Origin of the sequence: Embleya sp. NPDC059213 (assembly GCF_042754445.1) — a bacterium.
Lineage (GTDB): Bacteria > Actinomycetota > Actinomycetes > Streptomycetales > Streptomycetaceae > Embleya.
Map to the genome: position 1 here is coordinate 1 of NZ_JBHZAV010000211.1, position 15,833 is coordinate 15,833.

The 15,833-nt window shown below is 71.0% G+C and carries 14 protein-coding genes; 10 read left to right on the plus strand and 4 right to left on the minus strand.

The window, feature by feature from the left end:
* Positions 1–37 precede the first annotated feature (37 nt).
* Entirely contained in the window at positions 38–799 is a 762-nt protein-coding gene (locus ACFXMF_RS41225; RefSeq protein WP_380021088.1) for an ROK family protein, read from the minus strand.
* 148 nt (positions 800–947) lie between these two features.
* On the opposite strand from ACFXMF_RS41225, the gene ACFXMF_RS41230 reads away from it, so the two are divergent.
* The 7 genes from ACFXMF_RS41230 (at position 948) to ACFXMF_RS41260 (ending at position 6,862) form a co-directional block, all read left to right on the plus strand.
* A complete protein-coding gene (locus ACFXMF_RS41230; protein ID WP_360309133.1) occupies positions 948–1,715 on the plus strand; it encodes an amino acid ABC transporter ATP-binding protein in 768 nt (255 codons plus the stop codon).
* An 85-nt stretch (positions 1,716–1,800) separates the two neighbouring features.
* On the plus strand, positions 1,801–2,766 hold the full coding sequence (locus ACFXMF_RS41235) for a glutamate ABC transporter substrate-binding protein (RefSeq protein ID WP_360309135.1): 966 nt from the start codon (positions 1,801–1,803) through the stop codon (positions 2,764–2,766).
* 107 nt (positions 2,767–2,873) lie between these two features.
* Positions 2,874–3,518 carry an amino acid ABC transporter permease gene (locus ACFXMF_RS41240; protein ID WP_355543293.1) on the plus strand — a complete coding sequence of 215 codons (645 nt, stop codon included), beginning with the start codon at positions 2,874–2,876 and terminating at the stop codon, positions 3,516–3,518.
* Complete coding sequence (locus ACFXMF_RS41245) at positions 3,515–4,378, plus strand: amino acid ABC transporter permease (protein ID WP_360309136.1); 864 nt, start codon at positions 3,515–3,517, stop codon at positions 4,376–4,378. The genes ACFXMF_RS41240 and ACFXMF_RS41245 overlap by 4 nt, the downstream gene beginning before the upstream one ends.
* 26 nt (positions 4,379–4,404) lie before the next feature.
* Positions 4,405–5,445 carry an asparaginase gene (locus ACFXMF_RS41250; protein WP_379992678.1) on the plus strand — a complete coding sequence of 347 codons (1,041 nt, stop codon included), beginning with the start codon at positions 4,405–4,407 and terminating at the stop codon, positions 5,443–5,445.
* 50 nt (positions 5,446–5,495) lie between these two features.
* Positions 5,496–6,269: a copper homeostasis protein CutC gene (locus tag ACFXMF_RS41255; protein ID WP_379992679.1), complete on the plus strand. Its 774-nt coding sequence runs from the start codon at positions 5,496–5,498 to the stop codon at positions 6,267–6,269.
* 113 nt (positions 6,270–6,382) lie between these two features.
* Entirely contained in the window at positions 6,383–6,862 is a 480-nt protein-coding gene (locus ACFXMF_RS41260) for a VOC family protein (RefSeq protein WP_360309142.1), read from the plus strand.
* A gap of 373 nt (positions 6,863–7,235) precedes the next feature.
* Here ACFXMF_RS41260 and ACFXMF_RS41265 read toward each other — a convergent pair whose 3' ends face one another.
* Complete coding sequence (locus tag ACFXMF_RS41265; RefSeq protein ID WP_379991637.1) at positions 7,236–7,835, minus strand: TetR family transcriptional regulator; 600 nt, start codon at positions 7,833–7,835, stop codon at positions 7,236–7,238.
* Positions 7,836–8,117: 282 nt separating this feature from the next.
* On the opposite strand from ACFXMF_RS41265, the gene ACFXMF_RS41270 reads away from it, so the two are divergent.
* The 3 genes from ACFXMF_RS41270 to ACFXMF_RS41280 all read left to right on the plus strand — a co-directional run bounded on the left by ACFXMF_RS41270 (position 8,118) and on the right by ACFXMF_RS41280 (position 13,281).
* A complete protein-coding gene (locus tag ACFXMF_RS41270) occupies positions 8,118–10,697 on the plus strand; it encodes an alpha-L-rhamnosidase C-terminal domain-containing protein (RefSeq protein WP_379991638.1) in 2,580 nt (859 codons plus the stop codon).
* A 195-nt stretch (positions 10,698–10,892) separates the two neighbouring features.
* A complete protein-coding gene (locus tag ACFXMF_RS41275; protein ID WP_380021090.1) occupies positions 10,893–11,540 on the plus strand; it encodes an extracellular solute-binding protein in 648 nt (215 codons plus the stop codon).
* A gap of 217 nt (positions 11,541–11,757) precedes the next feature.
* Positions 11,758–13,281, plus strand: coding sequence for a long-chain fatty acid--CoA ligase (locus ACFXMF_RS41280; protein ID WP_360309150.1), 1,524 nt, complete (start codon positions 11,758–11,760; stop codon positions 13,279–13,281).
* A gap of 25 nt (positions 13,282–13,306) precedes the next feature.
* Here the strand turns inward: ACFXMF_RS41280 and ACFXMF_RS41285 are convergent, their stop codons facing one another.
* Together ACFXMF_RS41285 and ACFXMF_RS41290 are read right to left on the minus strand one after the other, a co-directional pair.
* Positions 13,307–13,768 (minus strand): MarR family transcriptional regulator, encoded by a 462-nt coding sequence (locus ACFXMF_RS41285; RefSeq protein ID WP_360309152.1) that lies wholly within the window; start codon positions 13,766–13,768, stop codon positions 13,307–13,309.
* 211 nt (positions 13,769–13,979) lie between these two features.
* Positions 13,980–15,833 (minus strand): glycosyl hydrolase family 18 protein (locus ACFXMF_RS41290; protein ID WP_380021092.1); only part of this gene is annotated, 1,854 nt, incomplete at its 5' end.

Sequence of the window (15,833 nt, forward strand, 5' to 3'; positions counted from 1 at the left end):
GCGCGATCATAGTCACCTGCAGCGCCGCGCCTCTATATTACTCAACCAGGCAGTCGGAGTGCCCGCACGAGCAGGTGACCGGTTCGGGGACGTGCACCGGGACGTGGCTGATGTCGCCGGCCGCGCCGCGCCCGCGGTGCAGCTTCCCGGACGCGATGATGCCGCAGCCGATCCCGGTGCCGGCCTTGACCGCCATCAGGTTGTCCCGATCCGGCCAGCCGTAGCGGTGTTCGCCGACCGCCATCAGGTTGGCGTCGTTCTCCACCACCACGCGTACGCCGAGCAGTTCGCTCATCCGGCGGCCGATCGGGTACTCGTTCCAGCCGGGCATCCGGGACGGCGCGACCACCTTGGCCGCGCCCGGATCGACCGGGCCCGGCATGCCGATGCCGACGCCGAGCAGCGGCAGTTGCTCCACCGATGCCTGACGGAGCGTCATCCGAAGGTGCTCGACCAGCCGTTCGCTCACCCGCTCGGGGCCTTCGGCGATGTCGCCGGGGAGTTCGCGCTCCAGCAGCACCCGGCCGCCCAGATCCAGGACCGCCATCCGGACGTGGTGGGTGCCCACGTCCACGGCCACCACCACGCCCGCGTTCTCGTGCAGGCGCAACTGCCGGGGTCGCCGGCCGCCCCGGGAGGCGCCCTCGCCGTCCTCGCGCAACAGCCCGGCGTCGATGAGCTCCTCCACGCGCAGGGAGACGCTCGACGGGGCCATTCCGCTCATTCGGGCGAGTTCCGCCCGGGATCGACCGTGCCCCTTGGCCACCAGTCGCACCAGGTCACCCGCGCTTCCAGCCAACGTCCCACTCCCGTTCGAGGCACACCTGCTGCGGTACGGCAGTGACAGGAATAGCACACCCCGTAATAACCAGCAAGGCATTGACTTCCTTCGAATTCAACTTCTACTGTCACATGAAACTTCGATTCCGAACAAAGATGGAGCGTTGATGAAGTCCGCGTCGCCTTCTTCCGCCGTACTGACGCCCATGGTCGAGGCACGCGCCATCAACAAGTCGTTCGGGGCGGTCCGCGTGCTGACCGACGTGGACCTGACCGTCGCCGCCGGCGAGGTGGTCGTGCTGATCGGCCCCTCCGGCGCGGGCAAATCGACCCTGTGCCGCTGTCTGAACCGGCTGGAAAACGTCGATTCGGGCGTGGTCCTACTGGATGGGGAGGAACTGCCCGCCGAGGGTCGGGCATTGGCCCGGCTGCGCACCGAAGTGGGCATGGTCTTCCAACAGTTCAACCTGTTCGCGCACAAGACCGTGCTGCAGAACGTCACGCTCGGACCGACCCGGGTCAAGGGCCTGTCCGCGAGCGACGCGGACCGGCAGGCCCGGGCGTTGCTGGACCGGGTGGGCATCGCCGACAAGGCGGACCACTACCCGGCACAACTGTCCGGCGGCCAGCAGCAGCGTGCCGCGATCGCCCGGGCCCTGGCCATGCAGCCCAAGGTGATGCTCTTCGACGAACCGACCAGCGCGCTGGACCCGGAGATGGTCAACGAGGTCCTGGACGTGATGGTCGACCTGGCCCGCGAGGGCATGACCATGGTCGTGGTCACGCACGAGATGGGCTTCGCCCGCCGGGCCGCGGACCGCGTGGTCTTCATGGCCGACGGACAGATCGTCGAGGTCGGCACGCCCGACACCTTCTTCACCGCTCCGACCACGGACCGCGCCCGGGACTTCCTGTCCAAGGTGCTCAGTCACTGACACCCCGGGTACCTCGCCGGCGCCCACCGGGCCGTACCCCCTCGTCCCGTCCCCACCACACCCTCACCTGCGAAGGAAGGCCCCGATGTCCGGCTTCCCCCTGCGTCGCCCGCGCGCCGCCGCAACCCCGCGTCGCCTGCGCTCCGCCGTCCCGGCGGTGCTCGCGGCCCTGTCCCTGACCGCGCTGGCCGCCTGCTCCGGGGGCTCCTCCTCGGACGTGCCCGGCGGCGCCAAGCCGGCCGGCGAGGACGTCGCCAAGAAGGCCGACGTCGCCCCGGACAGCGCGATCCTGCCCAACTCCACGATGGCCAAGATCAAGGCGCGCGGCTATCTGATCGTCGGCGGCTCGCAGGACGCGCCGCTGTGGTCGCAGCTCAACCCGATATCCGGCAAGACGGACGGGTTCGACGCCGAGATGGGCCGGTTGCTCGCCAAGTACATCATCGGCAAGCCCGAGGTGAAGATCGTCAGTTCGGCCACCGAGACCCGTGAGGCGCTGCTCCAGAACGGCACCGTCGACGTGGTCTTCCAGACCTACACGATCACCCCCAAGCGGGCCGAACAGGTCGCCTTCGCCGGTCCGTACTACTCGTCCGGCCAGGCCATCCTGGTCAAGAAGGGCGCGGGCGGCATCAAGACGCCGGCCGACCTGAACGGCAAGACCGTGATCGCCGGCGCCAACACGCCCGCCATCGCCGCGATCAAGCAGGTCGCCCCCGACGCGAAGGTGGTCACCTTCGGCAGCGACCCGGAGTGCGTCACCGCGCTGCGCCAGGGCCGCGGCGACGCCTACGTCCAGGACCAGGCGCTCCTGGTCGCGGACGTCAAGCAGAACCCGGACACCACCGTGGTCGGCGAGCCGTTCACCGCCGATCCGTACGGCATCGGACTCGGGCACGACGACGCCGCGTTCAAGACGTTCGTCAACGACTGGCTGCGCAAGATCGGCCAGGACGGCTCGTGGCAGTCGGTCTGGAAGCAGACGCTGGGCACCGTCGTCGAGGGCAACCCGCCGACCCCGCCCGCGATCGGCGGCGTGCCCGGCTCCTGATCCCCGGGGCGGGAGGGCCGCACACCACGCCCTCCCGCCCCGGCGCTCGACCCGAGTCGCCCCCACCCGCGCGTCCCTTCCCGCCCTCTCCCGAAAGGCCATCGCCGATGGATGTCGTGCTGCGACATCTCTCCGCCTTCACCGACGGCATCACCACCACGCTCGAACTCACCGCGTTGTCCTTCGCCGGCGCGCTGCTGATCGGCGTCGTGGTGGCCGCCCTGCGGGTCTCCCCCGTCGCCGCCCTGCGCGGCGTGGGCACCGTGTACGTGGAGACCTTCCAGAACACCCCGCTGCTGGTCCTGCTCGTGCTGTTCGTCTTCGGCCTGCCCGAAGTCGGGGTGATCTTCCCGCTGTTCACCACCGCGGTGATCGTGATCGCGCTGTACGAGGCGGCCTACATCGCCGAGGCGGTGCGCTCCGGGATCAACACGGTCTCCATCGGCCAGGCCGAGGCGGCCCGGGCCCTGGGACTGACTTTCGGCCAGTCGCTGCGTCTGGTGATCCTGCCGCAGGCGCTGCGCGGCGTGGTCCAGCCGATCGGCAACATCTTCATCGCGCTGACCATGAACACCTCGTTGGCCGCGGCGGTGGGCGTGGTCGAACTGACCTCCGCCGCGAACCGGGTCAACCTGCTGGAGGCGCAGCCGATCCCGGTGTTCGTCGGCGCGGGCCTGGGCTACATGGTCATCTGCGCCGCCGCGGGCCTGCTCACCGGCGTGATCGAGCGGAAGGTGGCGATCGTGCGATGAGCGCGTCCCGAGTGTTGTTCGACGAGCCCGGCCCGATCGCGCGTCGCCGGATGCGCATCGCCGGCATCGTGGCCGGTGTCACGGTGGCCGCGCTGTTGGCCCTGGCCGTACGGCGGTTCGCCGACCACGGCCAGCTCGACGCGGACAAGTGGCGGCCCTACACCACGTGGCCGATGTGGCGATATCTGCTGGAGGGCCTGTGGGCCACGATCCGCGCCGCGGCCGTCGCCACCGCGCTGTCCGTGGCCGGCGGCATCGTACTGGCCCTGGGGCGGTTGTCCCGGCGTCGTGCGCTGCGTTGGCCGGCCACCGTGTACATCGAGGTGATGCGTACCGTTCCGGTGTTGCTGCTGGTCTATCTGGTCCTGTTCGGACTGCCGCACTACGGCGTGGACCTGCCGCTGTTCTGGAAACTGGTGTTGCCGCTGTCGGTGTCCGCCGCCGCCGTGTTCGCGGAGATCTTCCGGGCCGGCATCCTGTCCCTGGACCGGGGTCAGCGCGAAGCGGGCCTGGCCGTCGGCCTGACCGACACGCAGACCATGCGGCTGATCGTGCTGCCGCAGGCGATCCGCCGGTTGTTGCCGTCGCTGGTCAGCCAATCGGTGGGCCTGCTCAAGGACACCTCGCTGGGTTTCATCGTCAGCTATTCCGAACTGCTTTACAGCGGCCGGGTGTTGGCCAGCTACAACCGACTGCTGATCCAGACCTACATCATCATCGCGCTCGTCTACATCGTGCTCAACGCGTCGTTGTCCAAGCTGGCCCGCACGCTGGAGGCCCGGCAGGGCTTCCGCCCCGCCGGCCGCCGCAACCTGCGGACCCTGCTGCGGGCTCGCGCGGGCGCGGACGGCCGGCTGTGAGCGGGCCACGCACGACCGCACCGACCGTGACCGCACCACCCGTGCTCGGCGACCCGAGCGAATGCCCCGACCCGGAGGACCCGATGCGCCAGGAGGACACCGTGCGCCCCGAACCCAGCACCCGCTACGCCGAGTTGGCCGAGGTGGTCCGCTCCGGCTTCGTGGAGAGTCGGCACTTCGGCAGCCTGGTCGCGCTGGCCCCGGACGGGCGGCCCGTGATCGAGCTCGGCGACCCGAACGAGCCGGTGATACCCCGCTCTTCGGCCAAGCCGTTCCAGGCGCTGGCCTGTCTGCGCGCGGGTGCGCCGTTGGTCGGGGCACATGTGGCCATCGCGGCGGGCAGCCATACCGGGCAGGACTTCCACGTGCACGCGGTGGGCGAGATCCTCGCGGCGGCCGGCCTGACCGGCGACGCGCTGCGGTGTCCGCCGAGTCGGCCGGAGGACGAGGCGGCCTACCGGGCGATGATCGGGCGCGGCGAGGCAAACTCGCGGGAGCGGATGAACTGTTCCGGCAAACACGCCGCGATGTTGGCCGCGTGTGTCGCGGCCGGGTGGCCCACCGACGGCTACCTCGATCCGGCGCACCCGCTCCAGGTGCTGGTCCGCGAGGGCATCGAGGAGTCGGCGGGCGAATCGACGGTACACACCGCCGTGGACGGCTGCGGCGCGCCGGTGTTCGCGATGACCCTGACCGGGCTGGCCCGCGGCGTCCGCGCGCTGGCCACCTCGTCCGACGGTCCCGGGCGCACGGTGGCCGACGCGATGCGCGAGCACCCGCGCTACGTCGGCGGGGACGGGCAGGCCAACACCGAGGTGATGCGGCTGCTGCCCGGCGTCGTGGTCAAGGGCGGCGCCGAGGGCGTGTTCGTGGCCGCGACGACCGCCGGGCACGCGGTCGCGGTCAAGGTGATCGACGGCAGCCCGCGCGCGACCACCGCGCTCGCGCTGGCCGCGTTGCGCACGCTCGGCGTGGACACGGCCGCGGCGCACGAGTGGGCGTCCGTACCGGTGCCGGGCGGCGGTCTGCCGGTCGGCGAGGTCCGGGTGACCGCCATGCCGACCTGACGTCCCCCTCCGCTCATCCGCTCATCCTCGCTCACCGGGAGAAACACGCCATGATCGTCACCGCCGGCCCCGACACCACCCCGACCTACGAGATCTGCATCGACGACGTCCCCGGCGCGCTTGCCGCCGAACGGGTGGGCGCGCACCGGGTCGAGTTGTGCGCGGACCTGTTCGAGGGCGGCATCACGCCCAGCCTCGGCCTGATCGAGACGACCCTGGCCGCCGTCGACACGATCCGGGTCCATGTCATCGTGCGTCCGCGTGGCGGCGACTTCGTGTACGACGAGTACGAGGTCGCCGCGATGCGTCGGGACGTCGAGGCGATCAGGGCGGCCGGCGCGCACGGCGTGGTGATCGGCGCGCTGACCGCGGACGGCGACCTGGACCGGCCGGTGATCGAGCAGCTGATGGCCGCGGCCGGCGATCGTTCGGTCACCTTCCACCGCGCCTTCGACATGACCCGCGACCCGCACGCCGCGCTGGAGGAGCTGATCGAACTCGGTGTCGACCGGGTGCTCACCTCCGGCCAGGACAGCAGCGTGCTGGAGGGCGCACCGCTGATCGCGCGCCTGGTCGAACAGGCCGCGGGCCGGATCGTGATCATGCCGGGCGGCGGCATCACCGCCCGCAACATCGACCGGGTGCTGGCCGCCACCGGCGTGCGCGAGGTGCACTTCGCGGCCGGTGCGGTTCTGGAGAGCACCGCGACGCACCGCAACCCGCTCCCCTACATGGGCGGCGCGCTGCGGCAGCCGGAGTACGCCCGCCGGGTGACCTCGGCGGACGGCATCCGCGACGTGGTCGAGGCCGCCCGCAGGCGCTGACCCGAAGGCGCGGGCGGCCGTCGGGAAACCGTCGGCCGGAACGCGATGAGTTTGCCGCGCGAAACAGGTCGGTACTCGTGTACGTCACCCCGCACCGAGTACCGGAGGTAACGATGACCGGCAAGGGATTCACCACCTGTCTGTGGTTCGACGGTCAGGCCGAGGAGGCCGCGAACCACTACCTGTCCATCTTCGAGGACGGCAAGCTGGGCCGGATCGGCCGCTACACCGAGGCCGGTCCCGGTCCGGCGGGCTCCGTGCTCGCCGTCGAGTTCGAGATCAACGGGCAGCGCTTCGTCGGCGTCAACGGCGGCCCGCAGTTCACCTTCGACGAGGCCATCTCGTTCCAGATCCCGTGCGCCGATCAGGACGAGGTGGACTACTACTGGGCCAAGCTGTCCGAGGGCGGGTCGGAGGGGCCCTGCGGGTGGCTCAAGGACAAGTACGGCGTGTCCTGGCAGGTCGTGCCGACCGAGCTGATCGACCTGATCGGCGACCCGGACCCGGAGAAGGCGACCCGGACCACCGCCGCGATGCTCAAGATGGGCAAGCTCGACATCGCCGCCCTGCGCAGGGCGTACGCCGGCGAGTGACCACCTCGCGGCTGCGCGGACCGGCTCGTGCCCCCTGTCCCCGGGGCACGAGCCGGTGATCGCGCGCCGCCGAACACGACGCGGCGCGAGGTTGCGGGCGGCTCGGCAACCGCGCCTCGCCCCGGGCTCGATACGAGCGCAGCGGCGAGGTGTTCCGTACCGCCGCCGAAGACCGGCACGGGCCCGCTCGGTGACGACCCACCCGAGCCGCGCCGGGCCGAAGCGGCCGTCGTGACGCTGCGCCGGTACCCGGCCGAGCACACCTCGGCACAGCGCTGAGGGTGTGTCGGTGTTCGTCGAACTCGCCTCCCGGGCGGTCGCGGCCCCGGGCCGCAGTCGCCGGGGGCGCTGCGCCGGCTCGCCGCCGCGTGCACTATTCGACGTCGGTCGTGTCCCGGGTCGTGGCCGCCGCGTGGACCGACGGGTCGGCGGCCAGATCGCGGATCAGGGTCAGGGCATAGGACTCGATGGCGGTGACCAGGTCGACCTCCGTCGGGTCGAGCAGCCATTGCATCTGCAGACCGTCCATCGTGGCCAGGAGTTCCGCGGCCTTGTGCGCCGGGTCGATCTCGGCGCGGATCTCGCCGGTGGCCTGGGCGTCGGTGATGATTCGGGCGATCAGCGCGCGCAGTCGTCGATAGCGCTCGACGAAGTACTCGTGGGCGGGATCCTCCGCGTCCAGGTTCTCCATGGTCAGCACCGCGAGCAGGCGCGCGAGACCCGGTTCGCGCTGATTGCGGTGTGCGGAGGCAGGCAACTCCCGGATCGCCCGCAGGCCGCCGATGGCCACCGACTCCTGGGCGAACTCGATGCTCTGCGCGCCCCGTCGCTCGATCACCGCCTGCAACAGTCCTTCCTTGCTGCCGAAGTAGTAGAGCAGCGCCGGCTGGGTGATCCCGGCGCGGGCCGCGACCTCGGCCAGGCCGGTGCCGCGAAAGCCGCTGCGGGCGAAGAGTTCGCCGGCGATGGTCACCAGTTCCTCGCGCCGTCGCGCGCCGCGCTCACTGCGCCCCGGGCCGCGGCGGGGCTGGGGGCTTCGTCGGGACGGCCGCCCACGATCCTCGTCGTCTCCGCGTGTTCTCTCAGTCACAGTCAGCATCCTATCATTTTTATCTAGTGGTTAGTAAAAAACGGAGTTAGGGTGTGTCCGCCGAGCGGCAGCCGGGGGTCCCCGCCGCTCGGGATCCACTCGGGATCCGGGCGTTCCGCATCGGGTGCCGGGAGCCGAGGGTCGAGAATCGGAAGGACACGCACGATGCAAGACACACTCGTGAGCCGTCGTTGGCAGGGCCAGTGGCTCTGGACCGAACACGGCGCGGTAGGGGAGCCGCCGCACGAGAACCCGATGAACGGATCGCTGGATCCCGAGCAATTCGACCGCCGCGTGTTGTTCCGGCGCACCTTCGAGTTGACCGAGATACCCGAGCACGCACCGTTTCGGATCAGCTCCGACTCCCGACACGTGCTGTACGTCAACGGCGTCGAACTGACCCGCGGCCCGATCCGACACGGTACCCGCCGGCTGTACTACGACCACGGCGACGCGGCCGCGGCGCTGCGCCCCGGACGCAACGTGATCGCCGTGCTGGTGCGCTTCTACGGCCACCGCACCGCATGGTGGGTACCCTCCCCGACCACGTACACCCTGGGCGGCGGCGCGCTGGTCGCCGAGTTCGGCGTCGGCGGGGACACCTGGATCGCCACCGACGCGTCCTGGCGCTGCCTGGAGTCGGACGCCTGGACCCCGTGCGCACCGCAATCCACGGTCTCCCCGCAGATCCCCGAGATCCTGGACGCCAGGCGGCTCGACCCGGCCTGGACCGGCCTCGACTTCGACGACGAACACTGGCCTGCCGCAACGGTGTTGCCCGCCTCGCACGTGGGCAGCGCGGGCGCCACCCGGCCACCCTCCGAGCCGTACGGCGCATTGTTGCCCAACCCGCTGCCGCAACCGGGCGGGGCCACCCGCACACCCGCCTCCTTCGCCACTGCGGCGCTGACCGCGGCCCCGCGTCCCCAGGGCCCGCTCGGCTTCGCCGACATTCACACCGCACTGGCCGACGCACTCGGCGAGATCCGCCCCGAGGCCCGGCCCGACACCGCGGCCGACCCGGACGAGACGTCCGCGGTCTCCTCGCTCGCACTGCCCGCCGGCCGCCGACTGGTCATCGCCGACCTCGGCCGAATGGTCAGCGGCACGCTGCGCATCGACGTCGAAGCCGCCCCCGGCACCGTGCTGTTCGGCGCGCTCAGCGAGTCGCCGACCCCCGCGGCGCTCTCCAGCGCGGCGTGCTTCGCATACACCACACGCGGCGGCGACGGCGAACGATTCGAACTCGGCGACCCGGCAGGCGGGCGCTACATCGTGCTCGTGGTCTGCGCCACCGGCCCGCTCCGGCTCACCCCGACCCTCGCCGAACGACTGCGCCCGCGTCCGGCCGGCCCGTACTTCGCCTGCTCGGACCCGCTGTTGACGGAAATCCATCGGGTGGGCCTGCGCACCGTGGACCTGACCGCACACGACGCCTACATCGACTGCCCCAGCCGGGAACAGCGGGCCTGGACGGGCGACGCGGTCGTGCACCAGTCGGTCGACCTGGTCAACAACCCGGACTGGAGCCTGGCCCGGCACGCACCACTGCTCACCGCGACCCCGCGCGCGGACGGCCTGTTGCCGATGGTGGTCGCGGGCGACGCCGGCGATCCGGACCTGATCACCATCCCGGACTGGTCGCTGCACTGGGTGCGTTCGGTGCACAACCTCTACCGGCACACCGGCGACCGCGCCCTGGTGGCCCGCCTGATGCCCGCCGCCGAAGCCGTGCTCGACTGGTTCACCGCCTTCCTCGGCCCGGACGGCCTGGTCCGGGACGTGACCGGATGGGTGCTGATCGACTGGTCGCCGGTGCAGGTCGAGGGCACCAGCGCAACACTGAACGCGCTGTGGGCACGCGCCCTGGGCGACTTCGCAGAGATGGCCCACTGGCTCGGCGACGCCGGTCGGGCCGCGTGGGCACGCGGCCTGCACGACGCGGTGCGCGCGGGCTTCGAGGTGTTCTGGGATGCCCGGCGGGGCGGCTACCGCGACCACGCGGTCCACGACGTGGTACAGCCCGCGATGAGCGAGCACACCACCGCCGCCGCGGTCTGCGCCGGCCTGGTCCCGGCCGAACGCACGCAACGGGTACGGGAGTTCCTACTCACCCGGGACGCCATGTTCACCCTGGCGCCGGTCGCCGCGCACGGCGGCGATGCGGACGGCGCGCCGACCGGCCACCGGATCGAGCGCTTCTCCCCGCCCTCGGTCACCTGGGACGTGCACCGGCAAGTCGTGGGCGCCCAGCCCTTCTTCCGCTACGTCGTGCACGACGCACTGGCCCGGCTGGGCGCCGCGGACGCGCTCACCGGGCTGTACCGCGACTGGGCACGGCTGCTGGCCACCGGGCCCACCGCGTGGCGGGAGACCTGGGAGGGCGGCACCTACTGCCACGGCTGGTCCGCCACACCCAGCCGCGATCTGCTCGTGTACACGCTGGGCGTCACCCCCGCCGAGCCCGGCTATGCCACGGTCCGCGTGGCCCCCCGGCTCGGCGACCTGAGCTGGGCCAGGGGCGCGGTGCCCACCCCGCACGGGCTGGTCCACGTGCACGTCGACGGCAATCGTGTCCACGTCGAATCCCCGGTGCCGGTCACGCTCGTGGCCCCGGACGGCAGCGTCGCCGACCACCCCGCGGGCACGTTCGACACCGCCCTGGACGCCCTCGCCGGGGGCACCCTCGTCGACGCCGCGCCGGTCGCACCCCGCGGCCAGGGCACGAATCGAGGTCGACCATGACCACCGTCACCCCGCACACCACGTCGAGACCGGTCGTGCGGCCGGCCCCGACCCGCACACCCCCGCCGCGCCGACCCCGCAACGGCCGCGTGCCGTGGTGGTTCGTCGTACCCGCCGCCGCGGTCCACCTCGCGGTCCCGGTCGTACCGGCACTGCGCGGCGCGAGCCTGTCGCTGACCGACTGGGACGGCATCAGTGCGACCCGGGACCCCGCAGCCCGACTTCGACGCGAGAATGGCGGCCGGTCAGGCGACCTTCGCCGGCTCGGGCTGGGCGAGCGCGTTCACCAAGTACCGGGAGATGCAGGACCGGGGATGCTTCAACGCGGACCCCGTCGGCACCAGCCTGACCGCGGCGAGCGGACAGTTCCTGGCGGGCAAGTCGGTCGGCTTCGTGATGACCACGTCGGCGGCGAACTCGGTGGCCAAGGCCGCGCCGGGTACGAAGATCGCCTCGTTCCCGCTGCCCGCGTCCGATGTGGTCGCGGAGAACCGGGTGCCGGTCGCGCCGAGCAGCGGCCTGGCGGTCAATGCGAGGAGCGGCCACAAGGCCGCGGCGATCAAGTTCCTGGACTTCCTCGCCCGCCCCGAGGTGATGAGCGCCTACGCCAGGACGGCGGATGTGCCGCCGCTGCTGACCGGTGTGGAGTACGTCCCCTCGCCCGTGCAGGCCGTCGTCGTGCAGGCGCCGGCCCAGGGCAACACGAGCCCGTGGCCGGATCAGCACTGGCCGAACACCCAGGTCCAGCAGGCGCACTTCGCCGGCGTGCAGGAACTGCTCACGGGGCGGGCGTCGGTGAACTCGGTGCTCGCAAACATGGACAAGGAGTACAGGCGCAAGTAGCCCGGGGCATCGGATCGCGGTCGTCGGTCGTGGTTCCGGCTCCCCGGCTCCGGCTCCTTCCACCATCGCACGTTCTCCCTCCAGCCTCCTTCCCGCCTTGTCCCTCCCGCCGTCCCGGCCGCACGACCCGCGCCCCGCGCCCTCGTGCGGCCGGGGGCGGTTCGGGTCGGCAACCCCGTCCGGCGCCCGGCGCCGCCGCACACCCCTGGAGTGTCCTGTGCAGCAACAACTCGGTGTGGCCGCCCTCTTGAGCGATTCCGCACTGCGCCACCCGGACCGCGTCGCCGTCGTCGAAGGCGAAATCCGGGTCGGCTACCGGCAGTTGTGGGCCGATGTCCTGCGCTACGCCGCGGCATTGCGCGAGCGTGGCGTCGAGCCGGGTGATCGGGTCGCGATCATGTTGCCGAACATCGCGCTGTTCCCGCGCGTGTACTACGCGGTCATCGCGGCCGGTGCCTCGGTCGTACCGATCCACGCGCTGTTGGTCGCGGAGGAGGTCGAATTCATCCTGCGACACAGCGGATCCGTGCTCGTGATCAGCGGCGGCGCGTTGTGGCCGACCGCGCTGGCCGCCGCCGACGCGGCCGGCATCGCGGCACTGGGCGCCGACCACGAGCACCGCGGCGAGCCGCTGACCACCGCCCACCCGACCACGGCCGACGACATCGCGGCCATCCTGTACACGAGCGGCACCACGGGTCGCCCCAAGGGCGCCCGGTTGACCCACCTGAACCTCGTGCTCAACGCCACCGTCTGCGCCCAGGACCTGCACGAACTCGGCCCGGGGGACGTGGTGTTGGGCTGTCTGCCGCTGTTCCACAGCTACGGCCAGACCTGCGCGATGAACGCCGCGCTGCGCGCCGGGGCCACGCTCGTACTGATGCCGCGCTTCGACGCGGCCGGCGCCGTCGACGTGATCGTCCGCGAGGGGGTGAGTGTCTTCATGGGTGTGCCGACCATGTTCCACGCGCTCACCGAGGCGGCCGGCGAACGAACCATGCCGAGCCTGCGGTTGGCGGTATCCGGCGGCGCCGCCCTGCCGGTCGCCGTGCTGGAGCGGTTCGAGGCGGCGTTCGGCACGCACGTGTTCGAGGGATACGGGCTGACCGAGACGTCCCCGGCCGCGACCTTCAACCAACGACTGCTGGGCCGCCGACCCGGCACGGTCGGGCATGCGATCCGCGGTGTGGAGGTGGCCGTCGCCGCCGCCGACGTGGACGAACGCATAGACCTGCTGCCGACGGGGACGGTCGGCGAGGTCGTGGTCCGCGGCCACAACGTCTTCGCCGGCTACCTGGACGACCCGGCCGCCACCGCCGCCGCGATCGTGGACGGCTGGTTCCGGACCGGCGACCTCGGCGTCGTCGACGAGGACGGTTTCCTTGCCATCGTCGACCGGAAGAAGGACCTGGTCATCCGCGGCGGCTACAACGTCTACCCCCGCGAGGTCGAGGAAGTCCTGGCCCGGCACCCGGCGATCGCCCAGGTCGCGGTGTACGGCGCGGCGCACGAGGCGCTCGGCGAGGAGGTGCATGCCGCGGTCGTCCTGCGCCCCGCCCCGGCCGGTACCCGGGCCCCGACACCGGAGGAGTTGATCGACTGGGCGCGTGAACACCTCGGTCGGCACAAGTATCCGAGGGTGATCCGCACGCTCGACGCACTGCCACTGGGGCCCACCGGCAAGATCCTGAAGCGGGCCCTGCGCGACGAGGCGACGGGCGAGGGCGGCGGCGGGGTTTGACGGGTGAAACGCAACGGACGGGGCCTCAGGCGCCGGCCAACGCGGCGTTCGCCCGCTCGGTGATCAGGGCCAGCACCCGGCCCGTGACCGCCAGGTCCTCGGCCGGGATGTCGGCGTACAGTCGGGCCGAGATCGGGGCGGTCTCGGCGGCGCTGTTCTCGTACAACTCCCGTCCGGCGTCGGTCAGTCGCAGCCGGGACGCCTGCGCCGGGTCCGCCTCCAACAGTTCGGCGGCCGTCAGTTCCCCGATCACGTCGTGCACGAGCGATTCGTCGGCTTTCAGCGAACCGACGACGTCGGCGACCAGCTCGTCACGGCCGATGCTCCCACCCGCGACCGCGACGACCCGGAGCGTCACGCTCTGGTGGAACGTGGCGCCGTGGCGGGCCAACACTCTTTCCAGGAGGGCCCGTCCGGCGTAGTGCGTCAGGGCGATGACCCGGGCGTTGGCGGGGACGGGGGTGGGGGCGGTTGCGGTGCCGGTCATGACTGCTCCTCAGGATTCTCGGTGCTGCTCGACTGATGAATACAGTACATGACGACTATGTACATGGCTACTATTTACCGGAGTGGGCGCGCCCGGCACCGCCACTCCCCGTCACCGACGACGGCCGCGCATGCGGTTGGGCATGCGGCCGGGCATGAGGAAGGTCGGGAGGCGGCCACTCACCGCACTCCCGACCTTCCGATCCGGTGGGCTACTTGAGCCCGGTGTCGACCGCGGTCATCAGCACTCCGGTGTCCCCGCTCATCTCCCAGAGCATCGCGCCCAGGAGGTTCTTGGTGCGGAGCCAGGCCGTCTTCTTACCGATGGACCACGCGTCGTCGAAGGTCCACCATTGGCCGTTGTTGCCGGTGTAGCCGTAGGTCGAGACCGACTGTTCGTCGTGGTAGACGGTCAGGTTCGGTACCGACGCGATCAGGTTGGCGTAGCCCCTGGTACCGGACTCCTCCGGGAACTGGCCCGGTGCGGCGCCGTTGGCGGCCTGCCATTCGCCGTGCGCCCCGCCGTCCGTGACCTGTTGCCAGCCACGTCCGTAGAACGCGAGCCCGAGCACCAGTTTGCGTGGGTCGACGCCTTGGTCCAGGTAGTACTGGACGGTCGATTCCACGCTGAACTTGGTCGGGTACGGGTCCCCCGCGTCGACGTACAGGTTGCCCTGGTCGCCGGTGCGGTTGGGTTCCCAACTGTTGTCACTGCCGGAGCCGTGGAAGTCGTAGCCCTGGACGTTGGCGAAGTCCATGTAGTCGAACACGCTGGGCGTGCCGTCCCGCGTGCTGATGTCCCAGCCCGCATCGATCTTGCCCGGGTCCGCCGGGGTGAACGCGGTGAGCAGGTAGTGCTTGCCGGTGGTCGTGGTCAGCGCTTCCATCTGCTTGCGGAACTCGGCCATCAGCAGGGTCAGGTTGTTCTTGTCATCGGTCGAGATGTGGTTGCCGGCGTGACCCTCGGAGCCGGGCCATTCCCAGTCGATGTCGAACCCGTCGAAGACACCCGCCGCGACACCGGTGCCGCCGCGTCCGTTGGTCACCGGCAGGTTGCCCTTGATGTACATGTCCACGCAGGACTTCACGAACTTCTGCCGCGACGCGTCGGTCTTGGCCGCGTCCGAGAAGTACCTGCTGTACGTCCAGCCGCCGATCGAGATCAGCGTCTTCAACTTCGGGTACTTGGCCTTGAGTTGCAGAAGCTGGTTGTAGCTTCCGGCCAACGGCTGGTTCCAGGTGTCGGCGGTTCCGTTGACGGACTCGCCCGCACCGACCGAGCGTTCGTAGTCGGCCCACGAATCGCCCGCGCCGTCACCCTGGTTGGGGTCCTGCGGTCCCGGGGTGGTGGCCCTGGTGACGCCGTTGAGGCAGGTCAGGTTGGTGGGATCGATGTTGGAGAAGGCGTAGTTGAGGTGCGTCAGCTTGGCCGCCGCCCCGGAGGTGTCCAGCGACTTCATCGTGTAGGCGCGGCCGTAGATGCCCCACTGCACGAAATAGCCCACCCGCGCGTAGTCGTTGCCGGGGGTGCCTCCGCCGGTGGTCTTGACCGTCAGCGGCGCACTGGCCGGGCCGGTCTGGTCGATGGTGTCCCGGGCGACCACCGTGTAGGTGTACGTGGTGTTCGCCGTCAGGCCGGTGTCCCCGTAGGTGGTGCCGGTCACGGTCGCGAGTTTGGTCGCGCCTCGGTAGACGTCGTAGTTCTTGACGCCCTGATCGTCGGTCGCCGCCGCCCAGTTGAGCGTCAGCGAGGTGTCGGTGACCGCGCTCGCCTGGGGTGTGCCCGGCGCCGTCGGTGGGTTGTCGGTGCCGCCCGTCGGCCTGGTGCGCAGGGTGGCCGTCGAACTCGCGGGCCCGGTCTGGCCGATCGTGTCGCGGGCGACGATCTTGTACGTGTATGCGGTGTCGGCGGTCAGGCCGGTGTCGGTGTACGCGGTGCCGGTGGCCGTGCCGACCACCGTGCTGCCCCGGTAGACGTCGTAGTTCTGAACACCCTTGTCGTCGGTGGCGGCCGGCCAACTCAGCGAGATCGAGTCGACGGTGGTCGCCGTGGCGGTGGGTGTTCC